The organism is Devosia sp. Root436 (genome assembly GCF_001426345.1).
Classification (GTDB): Bacteria; Pseudomonadota; Alphaproteobacteria; order Rhizobiales; family Devosiaceae; genus Devosia.
The window spans coordinates 68,950-87,552 of record NZ_LMEM01000013.1 but is presented as its reverse complement, the minus strand read 5'-3'; the positions used below and the strand labels follow the sequence as shown (position 1 = coordinate 87,552).

Below are 18,603 nucleotides of genomic sequence, written 5' to 3'. Positions count from 1 at the left end.
CCTATGGCGATGGCACGATCCAGCCATGCCCGCCGGGGCGGCACCTTCCCCTTTGGCGGGGACTGTTCAATCGGCCTCTCAGTCATCTCTCTCGCCCCTTGAGGGAGAGGGTGGTTCGTCCGCGTTCAGCGGAGGAACCGGGTGAGGGGTGCTGAGCCCTCCCATGCTTCAATGTCTGTGGAAGCAACCCCTCATCCGCCCTTCGGGCACCCCGGATCAAGTCCGGGGCAGGCTCTTCTCCCTCAAGGGGAGAAGGGGAAAGCGCCTAAGCACCCGAGGTGAATCTCCGGGCACCGCGCCGCCCTTTAACTGCCCGTTAGGGTTAATGATTTATTGCAGTTCCATCGTGCCGCCTGGCCCGAGGAGTCGCCCTTGTCGCCGCTGAACCGCCTGTACAGATCCCTGCGCGTGCTGCTGCTGGCCGGTGTGGCCGCGGTGGCGATCAGCGCCTGTGCGTCGAACCGGACCAGCATGCCCTCGCCCGACTATTCCGGCATGCCGGCTGGCCAGAGCCAGCAGGGACTGGCCGAGTTGACCGGGCGCTACAAATCCAACCCCAAGGACAAGGGCATTGCCATTCACTATGCCGCTGCCCTGCGCGCGGTGGGGCAGAGCCAGCAGGCCGTTTCGGTGCTGGAAATCAGCATCGGCTATTACCCTGGGGATATCGATATCGCGGTGGCCTATGCCAAGGCGCTGACATCAGATGGCCGGTTCGACCAGTCGCTGCAAGTGCTCGACAATGTCATCCGCCCCGAGGCGCCGGACTGGAATGCGCTGTTGGTCAAGGGCGCGACGCTCGACCAGGTCGGCCGCAACCAGGAAGCGCGGGCGATCTATGCGCAGGCCCTGGTGTTTGCCCCCGGCGAGGCTTCGATCGAAGCCAACATGGGCCTCTCCTATGCCATGACCAACGAATTGCCGACCGCCGAGCAGCATCTGCGCCGGGCGGTGCAGATGCGCGGCGCCACCAGCCAAATCCGGCAGAACCTGGCGCTGATCGTGGGGCTGCAGGGGCGGTTCGAGGAATGCCGGGCGATCTACGCTGCCGAATTGCCGCCGGCGCAGGTGGAGAGCAACATGGCCTATGTGCGGGCGCTGCTGACCCAGCAGAACCGCTGGGACATGATCGACCAGGGCTGACGCGGCTTCCCGCGGCGATATTGCCAATCGCCGTCTTTTAACACCCGGTTAAGGTTTGGGAGGCAAGGTCGATAGATGGCCGACAAGATCACCCGCTTCAACCTGCATGAATATTCCATCTCGGCGCAGATGGAGTATCGCAAGGCACGTCGGGCCGAAGCCCTGGCGGCCATTGAAAAAAGCTCCCAGCTTGCCAACAGCTTTGCCGCGATAAGCAACAACAGGGCCGCCGAAGAGGGGAACCTGTTCTCGCGGATCGCCATGCAGCGGATGCAGGGCCAATTGGTGTCCAAGCGCGCCTGAACCCGGCGCGGTTCACTCAGCCGCCGCCCATCACACCGGCTACCGGGCCGCCGAAGACCTTGATCATGGCCGGAGCCATGATGACGATGAACAGCACCGGCAGGAAGAACAGGATCAGCGGCACCGTGAGCTTGGGCGGCAGCGAGGCGGCCTTCTTCTCGGCATCCATCATGCGGCCTTCGCGGCCTTCCTCGGCCATGACGCGCAGGGCCTGGCCGACGGACGTACCGTAGCGGTCGGCCTGGATCAGCGCCGTCATCACCGACTTTACGCCATCGAGTCCGGTACGACGGCCCAGATTGTCATAGGCGCGGCCGCGGTCTTCAAGAAAGGCCAGTTCGGCCGTGGTGAGGGTCAGTTCCTCGGCCAGCTCGACGCTCTGGGCGCCGATTTCCTTGGCGACACGTTTGAAGGCGTGTTCCATCGACATACCGGCCTCGACGCAGAGCAGCATCAGATCGAGGCAATCGGGCCAGGCTTTCTTGATCGAAGCCTGACGCTTGGTGGTGGTGTTTTTGAGCAGCAGGTTGGGCAGGTAGGCGCCGAGCAGGCCGGCGCCGATAGCGTAGACCAGATTGAGATAAAGCGGGCGCTCGCCCGGCGACAGCACCAGCACATAGAGCGCCACCAGCGCAAAGACGACCAGGGGCGTGACGAACCGCATGAAGAGAAACGTGGTCAGGTGGCCCTGCCCGCGGAAACCGGCCATGGCCAGCTTGTCGACCGTGGCATCATCCTGGAACGCCTTCTTGAGATCGAAGCGTTCCACCACATTCTTCATGTAGGTCCGGGTTTCGGCGCTGCGCCGGATGCCGCGACCTTCGGTGGCCGCCACGCCGCCGCGCAAGCGCGCCATTTCCTCGGCCCGCATCTTCTCGCGCTCCAGCGCCACGCGCTTGATGCGGTCGCGCATCTCGGACCTGACGATGAAGCTGGAGCCGAAGGTGAAGACCACGGCAGCGGCCGAAACGGCCGCCAGCACCGAAATAAGGAATTCCCGCTGGGTCAGAAGCTCGATGAAATTCATGGCAGCGCCCCCTCAGTAGTCGAACTGGATCATGCGGTTCATGATGAAGACGCCCATGGCCAGCATGATCACGCCCACACCCAGCCAGATATGGCCCAGCGACGTGGTGAACAGCGGCGCCAGATAGGTGGGGGACACCACGCTGACCAGGATGCCGACGACGAAAGGCAGCGAGCCGATGATGCCAGCGGAGGCCTTGGCTTCCGAGGACATGGCCTTGATCTTCTGCTTCATCTTCTTGCGGTTGCGCAGCACCTTGGCCAGATTGCCCAGCGCTTCGCTGAGATTGCCGCCGGCCTGCTGCTGCACGGTGATGACGACGACGAAGAAATTGACCTCGGGCAAGGGCACGCGATCGAGCAGCACGGTCACCGCCTCGGTCATCGACATGCCGAAGGCCTGCTGATCGAGTACGCGGCCGAACTCGGACTTGACCGGCTCCTTGGCGTCCTTGGCGACGACGCGGATGGAGTCGTTGAGCGGCAGGCCGGTCTTGACGCCACGCACCACGGCTTCAACCGCGTTGGGCAGCTCGTCGAGGAATTTGTCCTGGTATTTCTTGCGCTTGCGGCTGACCCACCAGCGCGGCAGCAGGTAGCCGGCAGCCACAGCAAAAACCGGCGCCAGGACGATCGGCACCTGCGCCAGGATCAGCACCACCAGCACCCCGGCGCCGAAAATGACCGAGTTGCGGACGAAGGCGGCCGGCTTGATGGTCATGCCGGCCTGGAACAACAGTTGCGGCAGCTTCACGCGCTTCCTGGCATGGAGCGCATCGGTCTGCGATTTCAGCGCCTGTTGCACGCTCTTGCGCCGCTCATCGCTACTGCGGGCGGCACTGGCTTCGAGCCGGTTGACGCGCATGTCGCCCTGCAGAGCCTTGCGCCGCTTTTCGGCGCGGCCGCCACCCAGCGCCGAAGGCACGAGAGCAAAGCCCGCCGCGCCGACGGTGATCATGGCCAGGATGACGAGCAGGATAGTGGTCATTTACGAATCCAGCAGCTGGCGCTGTTCGGTATTGGACTTTTCGAGCGCCTCGACGAGGTTGGCTTCCTCGTTGAAATAGCGGGCGCGCTCGGCGAATTGCGGCTTGGTGATGCCGGTGGAGCGGTGCCTGCCGACCAGCATGCCGTTCGCGTCTTCACCGATGATGTCGTAGAGGAAGATGTCCTGCGTCACGATCACATCGCCTTCCATGCCCAGGATCTCGGTGATGTGGGTGATGCGGCGCGAGCCGTCGCGCAGGCGGGCGGCCTGCACCACCACGTCGATGGACGAGGTGATCATTTCGCGGATGGTGCGGCTGGGCAGCGCGTAGCCGCCCATGGTGATCATGGATTCGAGGCGGGAGAGGGCTTCGCGCGGGCTGTTGGCGTGCAGCGTGCCCATGGAGCCGTCGTGACCGGTATTCATGGCCTGGAGCAGGTCGAAGCTTTCGGGGCCGCGGACTTCGCCGACGATGATGCGTTCGGGACGCATGCGCAGGCAGTTCTTGATGAGATCGCGCATGGTGATTTCGCCCTCGCCTTCCAGATTGGGCGGGCGGGTTTCGAGACGCACGACGTGCGGCTGCTGGAGCTGAAGTTCAGCCGAATCCTCGCAGGTGATGACGCGCTCGTCCTTCTCGATGAAGGCGGTGAGGCAGTTGAGCAGCGTCGTCTTGCCCGAGCCGGTGCCGCCCGAGATCAGCACATTGGCGCGGACGCGGCCGAGAATACGCAAAACCTCGGCGCCTTCAGGCGAGATGGAATTGTATTTGACCAGCTGCTGCAGCGTCAGCTTGTCCTTCTTGAACTTACGGATGGTGAGGGCGGCGCCATCGATGGCCAAAGGCGGGGCGATGACGTTGACGCGGGAGCCGTCCGGAAGGCGGGCATCGCAGATGGGCGAGCTTTCATCGACGCGGCGGCCGACCTGGCTGACGATACGCTGGCAGACATTCATCAGGTGTGCGTCGTCGCGGAAGCGCACATTGGTCAGGCGCACCTTGCCCGCCACTTCGATGTAGCAGCGCTGGGAGCCGTTCACCATGATATCGGCGATGTCGTCGCGGGCCAGCAGGGGTTCGAGCGGGCCATAGCCGAGCACGTCGTTGCAGATGTCCTCAAGCAGGTCTTCCTGCTCGGAAATGGACATGATGATGGACTTGAGGGCGATGATCTCGGCGACGATGTCACGGATTTCCTCGCGCGCCGCATCCTGGTCCATGGTGGCGAGCTGGCTGAGATCGATGGAATCGATCAGCGCGTTGAAGATGGCCGACTTGGTGTGGAAATATTCCTTGTCGCGGGCCGCATCGGCGGGCGCGCGGACATCGACCACCTCGTCGCCGCTGCGTATACGGGCGGCCATGGCGTCACTATCGGCGGCGCGGCGTGCCGGCGCTGGCGCAGCCGGCGCCTCGGCCCGCGGCGGCGCACTGGAAACCGGGCGCTGGACTTCGCCGACGCCCGGAGTATTGCCGCCAAAAGATGTGCGCTTGCCAAACATGGTCGTCCTACCGTTCTAGAGAGCTTATCGTGACCGCTCTCAGGCCCGCTTCTTGAGGAAGGAGGGCAATTTCATCAGGCTCGATGACCTGCCCCCGGCATGGATCGCCTGACGCCCCGTCACATGCAGGCTGACGGCGCGATAGACGTCGTTGATCTTGTTGTTGGCCGCCACCTCGGCGATCATCTGGCCGTTGTTGGCCGCCGTGCCGAAGAGCGCCGCATCGAACGGCACCTGGCCGATGAGCTGGCATTCCACCGAGGAGGCGAATTCGTCCGGGTTGATCTCGGGCCGGCGCGGCATGCCTACCTTGTTGAGCACCAGGCACGGTGCGCGTTCTGTCGGCCGCAGGGCGCGGACAGTATCGGCGATATTCTTGGCATTGCGCAGGTTGGCGAGATCGGGCTCGGCCACGATCACCACCTCGTCGATGGTGGCCAGCGTCTGGCGGATCCAGGCATTCCAGGCGTGGGGAATGTCGAGCACCACGATGGGCATCGTATTCTGGCACAGTTCGAGGATCTGCTCGAATTCGCGTTCCTCGAAATCGAAGGTGCGATCCAGCGTCACCGGCGCGGTGAGCAGGTTGATATGATTGGCCGCCTTGCTCATCAGGCGGTCCAGCATGGTCTGGTCGACCTTCTGGTTGGCCGAAAGCGCATCGGCCAGGCCGTGCGGAGGATCCTGGTTGAAATTGAGCCCGACAGTGCCGAAGGCCAGATCCATATCGAGGATCAGGCTATCCTGGCGCAGGGCGGTAGCGATGGCCCAGGCGACATTGTGCGCGACGGTGGAGCCACCGGCGCCGCCCTTGGCCGAGACAAAGCCGACGGTGCGGCCGATAGGGGCGGCATTCTCGGACGCGAAGAGATCGGTGATGGCGCCGACGATCTGCTGGGCGGTGGCCGGCAGCACGATATATTCGGAAATGCCGGAGCGGATCAGTTCGCGATAGAGCAGCACGTCGTTGACATGACCGAGCACCACGACGCGGGTCGAGGCGTCGCAGACCTCGGCGAGGCGTTCGAGCGCGCCGGGAATTTCATCGGGCGAGAGGTTGGTTTCGACGATGATCAGGTTGGGCGTCGGATTGGACTTGTAGGTCTCGACGGCACCATCGATGCCGCCATTATGCGTGGTCAGGGCGACCTTGGACATGCGCCGGTCGTGGATGGCACTTTCCACCAGTTGGGCCGTCTGGGAATGCTCGCAGAAGGCCTGGATGGTAATGCGCGGAATGAGGCGCGCACCCGAGGCGATGTCGGCAGCGGGTTCTTCGACCTTCTTGGGCTCGGAAGACAGGAAACTCATGAAACCAAAACTCCTTGACGCCAAGCCTCAGTCGAGAACGAAGCCAACCGAACCGCTGAAACCGCCGCGCATTTCGCCGCTATTGCCGACCCCGTACATGGTTTCCAGCTTGCCGAGGAAAATGGCCTCGGCATCGCTGGCAACCACCGAGCGATCGGTGGGCACAGGGATGGAATTGGCCGGGCTGGGGCCGACCAGGTAGGGGGTGACCAGAATAACCAACTCGGTCTGCTGGGTCCGGAAATCGCGCGAGCGGAACAGCGCTCCCAGGATCGGGATATTGCCCAGGCCAGGCAACTGGCTGATGTCCTGGGTGGTCCGCTCGTCGATGAGGCCGCCAATGGCCAGGGTCGAACCGGTGGGCAGCTCGACCGTTGTCTTTACGTCGCGGCGCGACAGGGCGAAGGTACCGGTCTGGACTTCGGAAACACCGGTATCCACGACCAGCCCGATCGTGCCGTTGGCCTTGACGGTCGGCGTGAACTTCAGCTCGACGCCGTAGGGCTTGTAGGTAACGGTGGTGCCGCCGCTGCCATCGGAGGTTTCGATGGGGAATTCACCGCCGACGAGGAACTCGGCGGGTTCACCCGACATGGCGGTCAGTGTCGGCTGGGCCAGCAGGCGCAGCGCCCCGCGCGTCTCGAGCGCCCGGATGGCGGCGTCGATCTGCACATTGCCCGCGCCGTAGCTGCCGCTGAGACCATTGGGAAGCGCAGTCTGCGTGCTGTTGAAGCCCAGATTGAGGGCGCCCAGCGTCACGGTGCCCGAAAGGTTGATGCCAAGCTGCTTGGCCACGTCGCGCCTGATCTCGGAGACCGTGACCTGCAGCATGACCTGCTGGGCGCCGGAGACATCGAGGATGTTGGCGACATTTTCAGCCCCGCCTGCGAATTGCACGGCAACGGCGGTGGCGCGCTCGCGGTCTTCGCCGGACAGCACGTTGCCGGTCAGCACGACGCGGTTGGTGCCGCCGCCCAAAGTCACCGATTCAACGTGGATATTGGAGCCGGGAATGATGCGCGCCAGCGCGCTCTGGAGGGCGTTGCCCACCTGCGAGGGTTCCTCGATCACCTGCACGTCGAGAACGGCAATGGTGCGACCGGCATCGTCTAGGAAGAAGATATTGGTATCGCCGCCGGTTATGCCCTGGATAAGAGCGCGGGTGCGCGTGCGCATGATGGCAGCGGCCACGCCGGGCTGGGAGACGATCACCTCGGCGGCGCCGGCGGGCAGATCGACCAAAGCGGTCTTGTTGATCTCGACCTCGAACTTGCGCGTGGCGCCATAGGCGGCCGGGGAGATGGTGACGTGGGTTTCATCGGCCATGGCGGCGGGAACGGCCGGCAGGGCCAGGCCTATTGCCAGTGCCGAGACGGCAAAAAGACCGGCGGTCCGGCGGCTGAGAGCGGTGAACTGGTTGATCATGATCATCTCCGCCCTATTCGGGCACCACCTGGGGTTCGATGGACACCGGGGCCGCATCGCCGGACGTGTTTGGTTGAGGATAGAGGTCGGGCGTCATCTCGACGGACTGCTGGCCAACCAGGGTCGGATTGGTGCCCGCCAGGATCGACTGTTCCTTGCCGAAGCGGATCAGGCGCACGGTCTGGTTGGAATTGGGCGTGTCGGCGATCGTGGTCTTGCCGAAATCGACGATCGAGCGAAGGGTCAGCGTCAGCTGGCCCAGGGTCGCCGCATTGATGAGCGTTTCGGCCTGGGCCGGATCCAGCTCGAGCGTGGCGATGGTGGAATTGGCGAAGGTGGTGGGCGTAGTGGTCGGATTTGCCGGATCCTCCTGGCCGCCGCTCGCACCCATCTCGCCCAAGCGGGCGCCGATGGCCAGCACGCGCACATTGGCGAGAATGACTTCGGACTGCTGCCCGGCGGCGGTCTGGCGCGTCAGCACCACATCGACATGATCGTTGGGCACCACGAAGCCACCGGCGCTGGACACGGCCGCGACACCGACAGACACGCCGCGCATGCCTTCCTCAAGCACCGCCGACAGATAGCCCTGATCGGCACGCACCAGCTTGGCCTCGCGGATCGGTTCGCCGGGGAAGAATTCGAAACGCGCCACGGCGCCGTTCAGATCGACGGGCGCATCGGGCATGGCGGAAATGGTCACGTATTCGGGGCGAACCGCGCCTTCGGGCCAGTCCTGCCATTCGAGGCTGGCCGCGCTCAGCCGCTCGCCGACGCCGATCGGCGCCTTGGCGACAAGAATCTGCGTCCTGGCTTCCGGCACCAGCTCGGTCTGGACGATCTGCTGGGGCGCCGGGCTGCCGCCACGGGTGACGAGAAATGCCGCCAGGCCACCGGCGACAAGCGCCACGACCAACAAGATGATACGCGCCGGCTTCATGACTCACTCCGGTTGTACGCGGGCACAATCGGCCCAATTCCACCGGGGAACTCTGAACGCAAAGGGTCAAAGTTTGGTTAACCGGAGCTTTGCGGGTGCGGTTAACAATATGTAAATTTTAGCTTTTTTGTCTTCAAACAGCAAAGGCGGCGCTGTTACTGGGGCAGCACGAGCATTTTACTTGGCCGGCTGCACAATGCGATCTCGCTTGCCGGCGCATCTGGGGATGACATCGTGGGTGGGGAGACGCTGGTGGCCGGAAAGCACTAGGCGGTCAGGCGCTCGAATATCGCCGAATTGGTATAGGTGAGCAGCCCGGCCAGGGCCAGGGCAATGCCATAGGGCACGCCGGACTTGTTGTCGTGCAGCCGCTCGAGCCAGCGATAACGCGCCAGGAACGGGGTCAGCGGCAGGCGGCGCAGAGCCAGGATCAGCAGGGTCAGCACGCCGCCCAGCAATGCGGCATAGACGAGATAGGGCAGGGTCAGCCCGAAGCCGAGCCACAGCGTGGTCGCGGCAGCCAGCTTGGCGTCGCCGCCGCCGATCCAGCGCAGGGCGAAGAGGGTAAAGCCGGCGGCCAGCACGGCGAGCGCACAGGTTACGTGCATGGCAAACTGCTGCAGGGGCAGGTTGATGGCGATGGCCAGGATGCAGAAGCTGGCAACCAGGAACAGCACCAGCTTGTTGGAAATGCGCATGGTGAGCAGGTCGGACGATGCGGCCAGGGCCATGCCGAGCGGAAAGAGCAGCATCGCTACGGTTGACATGGTTCAAATCCCTGGCTGGTGCGAAACCCGCGTCCTCCAGAGTGCCAAACCGCCGTTAAGAAAGCCCAAATGAAAAGGGAGGGGTGCAAGCACCCCTCCCTTTGATCTGAAAGACTAGTCGGTCTTAGGTCGTGCCACCGCCAGCCGGGGGAGTCGTGCCGCCGGGCACGGTTACATTGAGCTGGCCGGCAATGCCGTTAAACAGCGTGCCCAGGTTGGTACCGAGGGCGGAAGCGGCAAGGATGATGCCGACAGAGATCAGAGCGGCGATGAGGCCGTATTCAATTGCGGTCGCGCCGGACTCGTCCTTGGCGAAACGTGCGAAGATGTTCATTCCCAGGCTCCATTTTTACGTCATCGAGGACGTCATCGTTCGACACGTCACACATCGAACACGGCCCGAGGCTAGTCGGGAGTCCTTGAAATTGCGTTAATTGACGGATGCAGGCGCTCGCCGTTTGTTCGCGGATTTATTATATTAATCAGAAGGTTAACGCAGTTTGTCGCATTTTATGAAGCCCGCGCGCGCCACGGTATATTGAGCAGATTTCCCTAGGTATTGCGCCCATGGCGACAAATGACCAATTGTACCTGGCTCTACTACGATATCGAGCCGACTGACTTGGATTGACTGGAGCGGGCACTGTTGGCGGCGTTTGCCAAATATAAACCATTCGCACCGAAAATGGCGGCATCGAGTATCAGTACGCCGGAACCGCCCCATGCGCCCCATGCTTGCCGCCGCCTTCGCACTCAGCCTGTCGCTGGCATCGGCCCTCGCCCCGGCAGCGGCCATGGCAAGCGACGGCGCGCCGATCAACGTCAATGTCAACATGGCGCGCATCCTGCGCATCAATGCCGCCGCCGCCACTGTGATCATCGGCAATCCCGGCATTGCCGACGTGACCATCCAGGACCCGCAGACGCTGATCCTCACCGGCAAGAGCTTCGGGCAGACCAACCTGATCGTGCTCGACAGTGCCGGCAATCCGATTGCCGACACGCTGATCGAGGTGGTGCAGATGCAGGCCGGCGTGGTGACCGTATACCAGGGGCAGGCCCGGACGAGCCTGGCCTGTGCGCCGATCTGCCAGTCGGTGGTGATGATGGGCGACGACACGAACTTTTCGTCCCAGGCCATCGCCTCCTCGCAACTGGTCCAGCAGCTCGCCAACTGAGATTCACGGCCTATTAACCGTGGTGGTAGTTGCCGGGACGCTACGCGCTCCTCCTAACCATCTTTTATCCATGCACGGCTAGGTTTGCCGGATCGCGCAAACCGGGCTGGACCATGAGCCGACGTCTTGCATCGCGGATCGGACGAGCCCTGCTGCCCCGGCGGCAGCGCGGTTTCCTGCGCGACGAGCGGGGCGTGACCGTGGTGGAATTCGGCCTGCTCGCGGTGCCGTTCTTTTCGATCGTCGGCGCTATCCTGGAGACTTCGGTCGTGTTCCTGTCGGGGCAAATCCTCGACAGCGCCGTGCAGGATGTCAGCCGGCTGATCCGCACCGGACAGGCCCAGCAGGCGGGCATGACGCCGGCCCAGTTCAAGCAGGATGTATGCGACCGGCTCTTCGGCCTGTTCACCAATTGCGATGGCCTGCATGTCGAAGTGCAGGTGATCGACAATTTCAATGCGGCGAGCATGACCCCGCCGGTCAACTGGAGCTGCGACGAGGACGACGATGGCTGCAGCGACTGGACACGGCCCGAGACCTTCACGCCCGGGCAGGGGTCAAGCATCGTGGCCGTGCAGGTTTATTACCAGTGGCCGGTGATTCTGCCGCTGGGGAGCCTGGGCATGGGGAACCTGCCGGACGGCAAGCGCCTGATGGGCGCGGCCACCGTGTTCCGCAACGAGCCATTCACATGAGAACGGCATTGCAGCGATTGCTGGCCCGGCTGCGGCAGTTGCGCCTGCGCGAAGACGGCGTGGCGGCAGTGGAATTCGCGCTGATCCTGCCGATCATGTTGCTGGTCTATATCGGCTCGGTCGAGGCCAGCGCCGCAATTGCCATGGATCGCCGGGTGCAGTCGGTGGCCGGCACCCTGGGCGACCTGGTCGCCCGCTCGGACACCACGATCACCACGGCGGCGCTGACCGACTATTTCCAGGCGGCCGGCGGGATCATGACGCCCTACCCGTCCGACCCGTTGCGCCAGGTGGTGTCACAGGTGCGGGTGCAGCCCGACGGCACGACGACCGTCGAATGGTCCTGGCAATATGCGAACGACGCGCTGAGCGCGGGGCCCCATGAGGCTGGATCCACCTTCGCCCTGCCGGTGGCCATGAGAAACGTCGCGCGCGACGATGCCAAGGATACATTCGTCATCGTTGCCGAGGGCACCTACAGCCATACCCCGCTCTATGGCTTCGTCCTCAACCAGCCGATCAATCTCTACCGCGAGAACTTCCTGATGCCGCGGTTCGGCGGCAGCATCACCGTCAATTAGCCGGCGGCTTGCGCGGCCCTACCGGCCATGCCACAAGCCGGCATCCTCTCCTGTGCGGCGGTATGCTCATGAACGATACGCTTGTTCCCGTGTTCGACCTTGGCGGCGTGTTCGTCGACTGGAACCCGATGTACCTGTTCCGCAAGCTCTTCGAGAGCGAAGAGGATGCGCTGTGGTTCCACCAGAATATCTGCACGCTGGACTGGAACCTCGAATTCGACGCCGGCGAAATCTATTCGGAGGGCGTGGCCAAGTTGATCACGCGCTTCCCGAAATACTGGCGCGAAATCCAGGCCTATGACCTGCGCTGGAAGGAAACGCTGGGCGACTTCATCCAGGGTACGATCGACATCCATGACGAGCTGATCGCACAGGATATTCCCACCTTTGCCATCACCAACTTCTCCTGGGAGAAGTGGGTGAGCTGCCTGGGCGACTGGCCGTTCCTCGAAAAATTCGACGGGGTGATCGTGTCGGGTCTCGAAGGGCTGGTAAAGCCCGATCCGCGCCTCTATCGCGTGTTCTGCGAACGCTACAGCCTGGCTCCGGACAATTGCGTGTTCGTCGACGACAGCGAGCCCAATATCGTGGCGGCGCGGAAATACGGCATGCACGGGGTGCACTTCAAGGACCCGGCGATGCTGCGGAAAGAGCTGATCGCGCTGGGGCTGCCGCTGAAGGGGAAGTGAGGCGCTTTCCCCCTCTCCCCTTGGGGGAGAAGGTGCCCGAAGGGCGGATGAGGGGTTGCTTCCACGAGCCCTGAAGCATGGGAGAACGCAGCACCCCTCACCCAAGAAAATCCTCTGAACGAGGATTTTCTATCCCTCTCCCTCAAGGGGAGAGGGGGAAGAAAGATTACTTCGTCCCGTACATCCTGTCCCCCGCATCGCCCAGGCCGGGGACGATATAGCCTTTTTCGTTGAGGTGGCTGTCGATGGCGGCGGTGAAGACCGGGACGTCGGGCTGGCTTTCGGTGAAGTTCTTGATGCCTTCGGGGGCGGCCAGCAAGCAGAGGAAGCGGATATCGTTGGCGCCGCGTTCCTTGAGTTTTTCAATGGCCGCCGTGGCTGAATTGCCGGTGGCCAGCATGGGATCGACGACGATGATCAGCCGATTGGCCAGGTCGGCTGGGGCCTTGAAGTAATATTCGACCGGCTCCAGCGTTTCGTGATCGCGATAGAGGCCGATATGGGCGACGCGGGCGGCGGGCACCAAATCGAGCATACCATCGAGCAGGCCGTTGCCGGCACGCAGGATCGAGGCGAAGACCAGCTTCTTGCCCTTGATGGCGGGGGAATCCATGGCCGCCATCGGGGTCTCGATCGGGATCATCTCCAGTTCGAGATCGCGCGTCACCTCGTAGCACATCAGATGGGCGATCTCGCGCAACAGGCGGCGGAAGCCGGCTATGGAGGTTTCCTTGTTCCGCATGATGGTCAGCTTGTGCTGGATCAGGGGATGATCGAGGACGGTGACATTGCCGGTTCTTGTGCTCATGGAAACCACCGCTGGCGCTAGAGGAAGGATTTGCCGTGGCGGCCCGGCGCGAGGCCGAGCCAGCGGGCAATGCTTTCGCCAATATCGGCGAAGGTGGTGCGAATGCCAATCTCCCCCTGCGCCAGGCTTGGGGAAAAGAGCAGGATCGGCACCTGTTCGCGGGTATGGTCGGTGCCCTGCCAGGTCGGATCGTTGCCGTGATCGGCGCTGAGGACCAGCAGGTCATCGTGGCGTAGCTTGCTGATCAATTCGGGCAGGCGGGAATCGAAATATTCGAGCGCCGCGGCATAGCCGGGCACGTCGCGGCGATGGCCGTATTCACTGTCGAAATCGACGAAATTGGTCATGATGAAAGCGTTGTCGGCAGCCATTTCCATAGCGTCGAGCGTCTTGTCGAAGAGTTGGGCCAGGCCGGTCCCCTTGATCTTGTGGGTGACGCCATGGCCAGCATAGATGTCGGAAATCTTGCCGATGGCATAGACCTGATTGCCGGCCTGCTGGTTGCGGTCGAGCAAAGTCGGCTCGGGCGGCGCAATGGCAAAGTCCCGCCGATTGCCGGTGCGCTTGAAACTCGCAGCATCCTCGCCAATGAAGGGGCGAGCGATGACGCGGCCGATCATCAGCGGGGCGGTCAGTTCGAAGGCGATCTGGCAAATCTCGTAGAGGCGTTCGAGGCCGAAATGGGTCTCGTGGCCGGCGATCTGGAACACCGAGTCGATGGAGGTGTAGCAGATGGGCTTGCCGGTGCGGATGCTCTCCTCGCCCAGTTCGGCGATGATGGTGGTGCCCGAGGCGTGCTTGTCGCCAAGGATGCCGGGGAGCTTGGCACGCTTGATGAATTCGGCGATCAGGTCGGGTGGGAAGGTCGGCTCGGTCTGGGGGAAATAGCCCCAATCGAAAGGCACGGGCACGCCGGCCATTTCCCAATGGCCCGAGGGTGTATCCTTGCCATTGCTGACTTCGCGACCGACGCCGAAGCGGCCGCCCTTGGCCGTGGCGGAAAGATTGGGCGGCAGCTTGCCAGTAGAGAGTGCGATGGCGGCGCCGATGCCGAGGGCATCCATATTGGGGACATTGAGCGGGCCGGAGCGCAGGCCCGCCTTGTCGGCCTTGCCCGATGCGGCCCATTCGGCGATGTGGCCGAAGGTGTTGGAGCCGGTATCGCCATATCTATCGGCGTCGGGCGCGCCGCCAATGCCGACGCTGTCGAGAATGCAAAGAATGGCGCGAGGCATGGCTTACTCCGTTGGCGGGATATGCGCGGCAATCAGGGGATGGCGCGGCGGGGTGTCGCCGAGGCGATAGGCGGATTTGAGGCGGGATTCAGCATCGGCGGCGGAGGCTTCATCGCGCGCATGGATGCGGGCGATGGGCGCGCCGTTGCCGACATTGGTGCCCAGCGCGGCCAGGCGGTCGAAGCCGACGCGATGATCAATGCTGTCCGATGGCATGGTGCGGCCACCGCCGAGGGCGACAACGGCCATGCCGACGCCGCGCGTGTCGATATCGACAATGGGCCCCTGCCCTGCGGCGAAGACATCGCGGACGATGGGCGCGGGGGCGAGGTGGCGATCCATATTGGCGATGAAATCGGCGGGGCCGCCCAGGCCGGTCACCATGCGGGCGAAATGCTCGGCGGCGCGGCCGCTATCGAGGGCATCGGACACGAGGGCAAGCGCCGCATCGGCGGTTGCCGCCTTGCCGGTCATGCGCGCGGCTTCGGCACAGAGGGCGAGCGTGACTTCGCGCAGGCGAGCATCCTGATGGGTGCCGGTGAGGAAATCGACGGCGTTGCGGACTTCCAGACCATTGCCGGCGGCGCTGGCCAGGGGTTCATTCATATCGGTGATGATGGCACTGGTCCTGAGGCCGGCGCCATTGGCAACATCGACCAGGCTTTCGGCCAGGGCGCGGGACTTTTCCAGCGTGGGCATGAAGGCGCCCGAACCGGTCTTGACGTCGAGCACCAGCGCGCCGAGGCCGGCGGCGAGTTTCTTGGACAGAATCGAGGCGGTGATGAGGGCGATGGATTCGACCGTGCCGGTGACATCGCGGATGGCGTAGAGCGTCTTGTCGGCGGGGGCGAGGTCGGCGGTCTGGCCGATAATGGCGCAGCCGGCTTCGCGCACCACCTTGCGGAACAAGGCGTTGTCCGGGCTGGTGGTGTAGCCGGGGATGGAATCGAACTTGTCGAGGGTGCCGCCGGTATGGCCGAGGCCGCGGCCGGATATCATCGGCACATAGATGCCGATGGCGGCCAGGATCGGCGCAAGCATAAGGCTGACATTGTCGCCAACGCCGCCGGTGGAGTGCTTGTCGGCCACCGGGCCATCGAGCTCGGACCAGTCGAGCACGGTGCCGGAGTCGCGCATGGCCAGGGTGAGCGCCACACGCTCGGGCATGGTCATGTCCTGGAAATAGACCGCCATGGCGAAGGCGGCGGCCTGGGCGTGCGAGACGGTGCCCTGGGCAAAGCCGGCGATGAAGTCGGCGATTTCGGCGGAAGTGAGGACTTCACCGTTGCGCTTGTTGAGGATGACTTCTTGGGGAAGGAAGACCATGGGTGGCTTTCGATTTGTTATCCGGGAACCGCCACACCCACCATGTCACCCCGGCGAAGGCCGGGGTCCATCCTGAGATTGGTGATCATGGCAGTATCTCAGGATGGATCCCGGCCTTCGCCGGGATGACACCGCGTGGGTTGAGGCTTTAGGCCCCGTATGGAATCCAGACGTTCTTGACCTGCGTGGCTTTGCCGAGGAAGTAGTCGCCTTCAAAGCGGCGGTCGGCGAGGTCGTAAGCGAGACCGCGCGTCGTCCATGTCTGCTTGAGATTGGTGATCGAGGCCTTTTCGACCATGGCGGAGGCTTCGGCGCTGCCGGCGAACCAGAGGGCGTCGATGCCGTCATGTTCGGCCAGGGTCTTGGCCAGGGTGACGCTGTCGCCGGTGACGATGTTGACGACGCCGGAGGGGACATCGGAGGTTTCGAGGACCTGATAGAGGTCGGTGACGCTGAGGGGCGAACGCTCGGAGGGGACCAGCACGGTGGTATTGCCCATGGCCAGAGCCGGGGCGAGCAGGGCGATGGCGCCGAGCAGCGGGCGCGACTGGGGGGCGACGATGCCGAGGACGCCGAGCGGCTCGACCATGGCGGCGGCCACGGCGCGCAAGGGCGGATTGTGGACCGCGCCATCGTATTTGTCGGCCCAGCCGGCGAAGGCGAAGAGGCGTTCGACCGATAGCGCGACTTCCTCGGCGCCGTCCTCGCCGGTCTGCGCCTTGAGGCGGGCGGCGAATTCGTCGCGGCGGTAGTCGAGGTTTTCGGCGAGGAAATAGAGGATTTGTGCGCGGGTATGGGCCGCTGACGTGGACCAGGAGAGCGCAATACGGGCGGCTTCGACGGCGTTGCGGATATCCTTGCGGTTACCGTCGCCCACTTCGCCAACCAGCTTGCCTGACGGGTCGAGCACGGGGCGGGAATAGCCGCTGTCGGGGCGGGCCTGCTTGCCGCCGATATACATCTTGGCAGTCTGGTCGAGATGGGGGGTGTCGAGGGGGTTCGTGCCACGCCCTCGTGGTTCGAGGGTCGCTGACGCTCCCGCCTCACCATGAGGGCTACTCTTAACAACCGGAGCTGTTTTAAGTCCTTTTTCCCAAGCCGGCTTGAGATAGGCGCCCATGCCTTCGCGGCCACCCTCGCGGCCGAAGCCGCTCTCCTTGTAACCGCCGAAGCCGACGGCGGCGTCGAAATTGTTGGTGCCGTTGATCCAGACCACGCCGGCCTTGATCTTCGGCGCGATGTCGAGGGCAAGATTGATGTTCTCGCTCCAGATGGTGGCGGCGAGGCCATATTTGGTGTTGTTGGCGAGGGCCACCGCCTCCTCGGGGGTGCGGAAGCTCATGGCGACCAGCACGGGCCCGAAGATTTCCTCGGCTACCAGCGTATTGGCGGGCGAGACATTAGTGACGAGGACGGGCTTGAGGAAGCAGGTGCCGTTGGGCAGATCGCCATCGGGTTCGTAGATGATGGCGCCTTCCTTGGTGCCGCGCTGCATCAGGTCCTTGATGCGCTCGACCTGGATGGGGGCGACGAGGGCGCCGATATCGACGGACTTGTCGAGGGGGTCGCCGACGCGGAGGGTGGACATGCGCTTCTTCAGCTTGGCGATGAAGCGCTCCTCAATGCTTTCCTGCACGAGCAGGCGGGAGCCGGCACAGCAGACCTGGCCCTGGTTGAACCAGATGGCATCGACCAGGCCTTCGATGGCGCTGTCGATATCGGCATCCTCAAAGACGATATAGGGGCTCTTGCCGCCCAATTCGAGCGAAAGGCCCTTGCCGGAGCCGGCCGTGGCCTGGCGGATGATCTTGCCCACTTCGGTCGAGCCGGTGAAGGCGATCTTGTCGATATCGGGATGATTGACGATGGCGGCGCCGGTATCGCCTTCCCCGGTGACGATATTCACGACCCCCTTGGGCAGGCCGGTGCGTTCGCAAATCTCGGCGAAAAGCAGCGCCGTCAGCGAGGTGAATTCGGCGGGCTTGAGCACGACCGTATTGCCGGCGGCGAGGGCCGGGGCGATCTTCCAGGCCAGCATCAGCAGCGGGAAATTCCACGGAATGATCTGGCCGCAGACGCCATAGGGGACGGCATCGGGGAATTCACGGCTCAGATGGGTAGCCCAGCCGGCGTGGTGGTAGAAATGGCGGGCGACCAGCGGGATATCGACGTCGCGGCTTTCGCGGATCGGCTTGCCATTGTCCATGGTTTCGAGCACGGCGAAGAGGCGGGACTGCTTCTGGATGGCGCGGGCGATGGCATAGAGATATTTGCCGCGCTCGTAGCCCGACAAAGCCGACCACGACTTGAAGGCGGTACTGGCGGCCTTGACGGCCTTGTCGACATCCTCGGCGGTACCATCGGTGATGTCGGCCAGTTTCTGGCTGGTGGCGGGGTTGTCGCTGGCAAAGGTCTTGCCGGGCTTGGTCCATTTGCCGTCGATGAAATGGCCGAACTTGCGGCCATGGCTGTCGAGCCAGGCATTGGCCTGATCGGGGCCTTCGGGGGCCGGGCCGTAGTCGAGTGACTGGAAGATTTGCGCGATCTTGTTCATGTGTGGCCTCCTTCAGAGTGCCGGAAATTTCGTATCGGTGGAGGCACCCCCCTCACCCGCCCTTCGGGCGACCTCTCCCCGACGGGTAGAGGAATGGCTCGGCGCTCATTGCGCGCGTGAGCCCGCGTCGG

At 63.7% G+C, this 18,603-nt stretch carries 18 protein-coding genes; 6 read left to right on the top strand and 12 right to left on the bottom strand.

Annotated features, from left to right (window positions below; translation table 11 throughout):
* Positions 1-372: 372 nt before the first annotated feature.
* Complete coding sequence (locus ASD04_RS15115; protein WP_056258691.1) at positions 373-1,143, top strand: hypothetical protein; 771 nt, start codon at positions 373-375, stop codon at positions 1,141-1,143.
* 75 nt (positions 1,144-1,218) lie between these two features.
* Positions 1,219-1,446, top strand: coding sequence for a hypothetical protein (locus ASD04_RS15110; protein WP_056258687.1), 228 nt, complete (start codon positions 1,219-1,221; stop codon positions 1,444-1,446).
* A gap of 16 nt (positions 1,447-1,462) precedes the next feature.
* Here the strand turns inward: ASD04_RS15110 and ASD04_RS15105 are convergent, their stop codons facing one another.
* From ASD04_RS15105 to ASD04_RS15070, 8 genes are all read right to left on the bottom strand, one after another.
* The gene (locus tag ASD04_RS15105) at positions 1,463-2,473 is read right to left on the bottom strand and encodes a type II secretion system F family protein (protein WP_056258684.1); all 1,011 of its coding nucleotides are present in this window, start codon (positions 2,471-2,473) and stop codon (positions 1,463-1,465) included.
* Between the two features lie 12 nt (positions 2,474-2,485).
* Positions 2,486-3,460, bottom strand: a complete 975-nt coding sequence (locus ASD04_RS15100) for a type II secretion system F family protein (RefSeq protein ID WP_056258681.1) — start codon at positions 3,458-3,460, stop codon at positions 2,486-2,488.
* Positions 3,461-4,963: a CpaF family protein gene (locus ASD04_RS15095; protein WP_056258678.1), complete on the bottom strand. Its 1,503-nt coding sequence runs from the start codon at positions 4,961-4,963 to the stop codon at positions 3,461-3,463.
* Positions 4,964-5,002: 39 nt separating this feature from the next.
* Complete coding sequence (locus ASD04_RS15090; RefSeq protein WP_056258677.1) at positions 5,003-6,274, bottom strand: AAA family ATPase; 1,272 nt, start codon at positions 6,272-6,274, stop codon at positions 5,003-5,005.
* Positions 6,275-6,301: 27 nt separating this feature from the next.
* Complete coding sequence (locus ASD04_RS15085) at positions 6,302-7,699, bottom strand: type II and III secretion system protein family protein (protein ID WP_056258674.1); 1,398 nt, start codon at positions 7,697-7,699, stop codon at positions 6,302-6,304.
* Positions 7,700-7,712: 13 nt separating this feature from the next.
* Positions 7,713-8,639 (bottom strand): Flp pilus assembly protein CpaB, encoded by a 927-nt coding sequence (gene cpaB, locus ASD04_RS15080; RefSeq protein ID WP_056258670.1) that lies wholly within the window; start codon positions 8,637-8,639, stop codon positions 7,713-7,715.
* A 266-nt stretch (positions 8,640-8,905) separates the two neighbouring features.
* Positions 8,906-9,406: a prepilin peptidase gene (locus ASD04_RS15075; RefSeq protein WP_056258668.1), complete on the bottom strand. Its 501-nt coding sequence runs from the start codon at positions 9,404-9,406 to the stop codon at positions 8,906-8,908.
* Positions 9,407-9,530: 124 nt separating this feature from the next.
* Positions 9,531-9,740 carry a Flp family type IVb pilin gene (locus ASD04_RS15070; RefSeq protein WP_056258665.1) on the bottom strand — a complete coding sequence of 70 codons (210 nt, stop codon included), beginning with the start codon at positions 9,738-9,740 and terminating at the stop codon, positions 9,531-9,533.
* Between the two features lie 388 nt (positions 9,741-10,128).
* On the opposite strand from ASD04_RS15070, the gene ASD04_RS15065 reads away from it, so the two are divergent.
* The 4 genes from ASD04_RS15065 to ASD04_RS15050 all read left to right on the top strand — a co-directional run bounded on the left by ASD04_RS15065 (position 10,129) and on the right by ASD04_RS15050 (position 12,549).
* Positions 10,129-10,584 (top strand): pilus assembly protein N-terminal domain-containing protein, encoded by a 456-nt coding sequence (locus ASD04_RS15065; protein ID WP_056258662.1) that lies wholly within the window; start codon positions 10,129-10,131, stop codon positions 10,582-10,584.
* Between the two features lie 113 nt (positions 10,585-10,697).
* Positions 10,698-11,279: a TadE/TadG family type IV pilus assembly protein gene (locus ASD04_RS19485; protein WP_056258659.1), complete on the top strand. Its 582-nt coding sequence runs from the start codon at positions 10,698-10,700 to the stop codon at positions 11,277-11,279.
* On the top strand, positions 11,276-11,860 hold the full coding sequence (locus tag ASD04_RS19215) for a TadE/TadG family type IV pilus assembly protein (RefSeq protein WP_162245143.1): 585 nt from the start codon (positions 11,276-11,278) through the stop codon (positions 11,858-11,860). Before ASD04_RS19485 ends, ASD04_RS19215 begins: the two co-directional genes overlap by 4 nt.
* Before the next feature lie 68 nt (positions 11,861-11,928).
* Positions 11,929-12,549, top strand: a complete 621-nt coding sequence (locus ASD04_RS15050; protein WP_056258653.1) for an HAD family phosphatase — start codon at positions 11,929-11,931, stop codon at positions 12,547-12,549.
* A 166-nt stretch (positions 12,550-12,715) separates the two neighbouring features.
* On the opposite strand, the gene upp is transcribed toward ASD04_RS15050, so the two are convergent.
* From upp to ASD04_RS15030, 4 genes are all read right to left on the bottom strand, one after another.
* On the bottom strand, positions 12,716-13,357 hold the full coding sequence (gene upp, locus ASD04_RS15045) for a uracil phosphoribosyltransferase (RefSeq protein WP_056258650.1): 642 nt from the start codon (positions 13,355-13,357) through the stop codon (positions 12,716-12,718).
* A 17-nt stretch (positions 13,358-13,374) separates the two neighbouring features.
* Positions 13,375-14,592 (bottom strand): phosphopentomutase, encoded by a 1,218-nt coding sequence (locus ASD04_RS15040; RefSeq protein ID WP_056258647.1) that lies wholly within the window; start codon positions 14,590-14,592, stop codon positions 13,375-13,377.
* A 3-nt stretch (positions 14,593-14,595) separates the two neighbouring features.
* On the bottom strand, positions 14,596-15,918 hold the full coding sequence (deoA, locus tag ASD04_RS15035) for a thymidine phosphorylase (RefSeq protein WP_056258645.1): 1,323 nt from the start codon (positions 15,916-15,918) through the stop codon (positions 14,596-14,598).
* A gap of 148 nt (positions 15,919-16,066) precedes the next feature.
* Positions 16,067-18,472, bottom strand: a complete 2,406-nt coding sequence (locus ASD04_RS15030; protein WP_056258642.1) for an aldehyde dehydrogenase family protein — start codon at positions 18,470-18,472, stop codon at positions 16,067-16,069.
* Positions 18,473-18,603 lie beyond the last annotated feature (131 nt).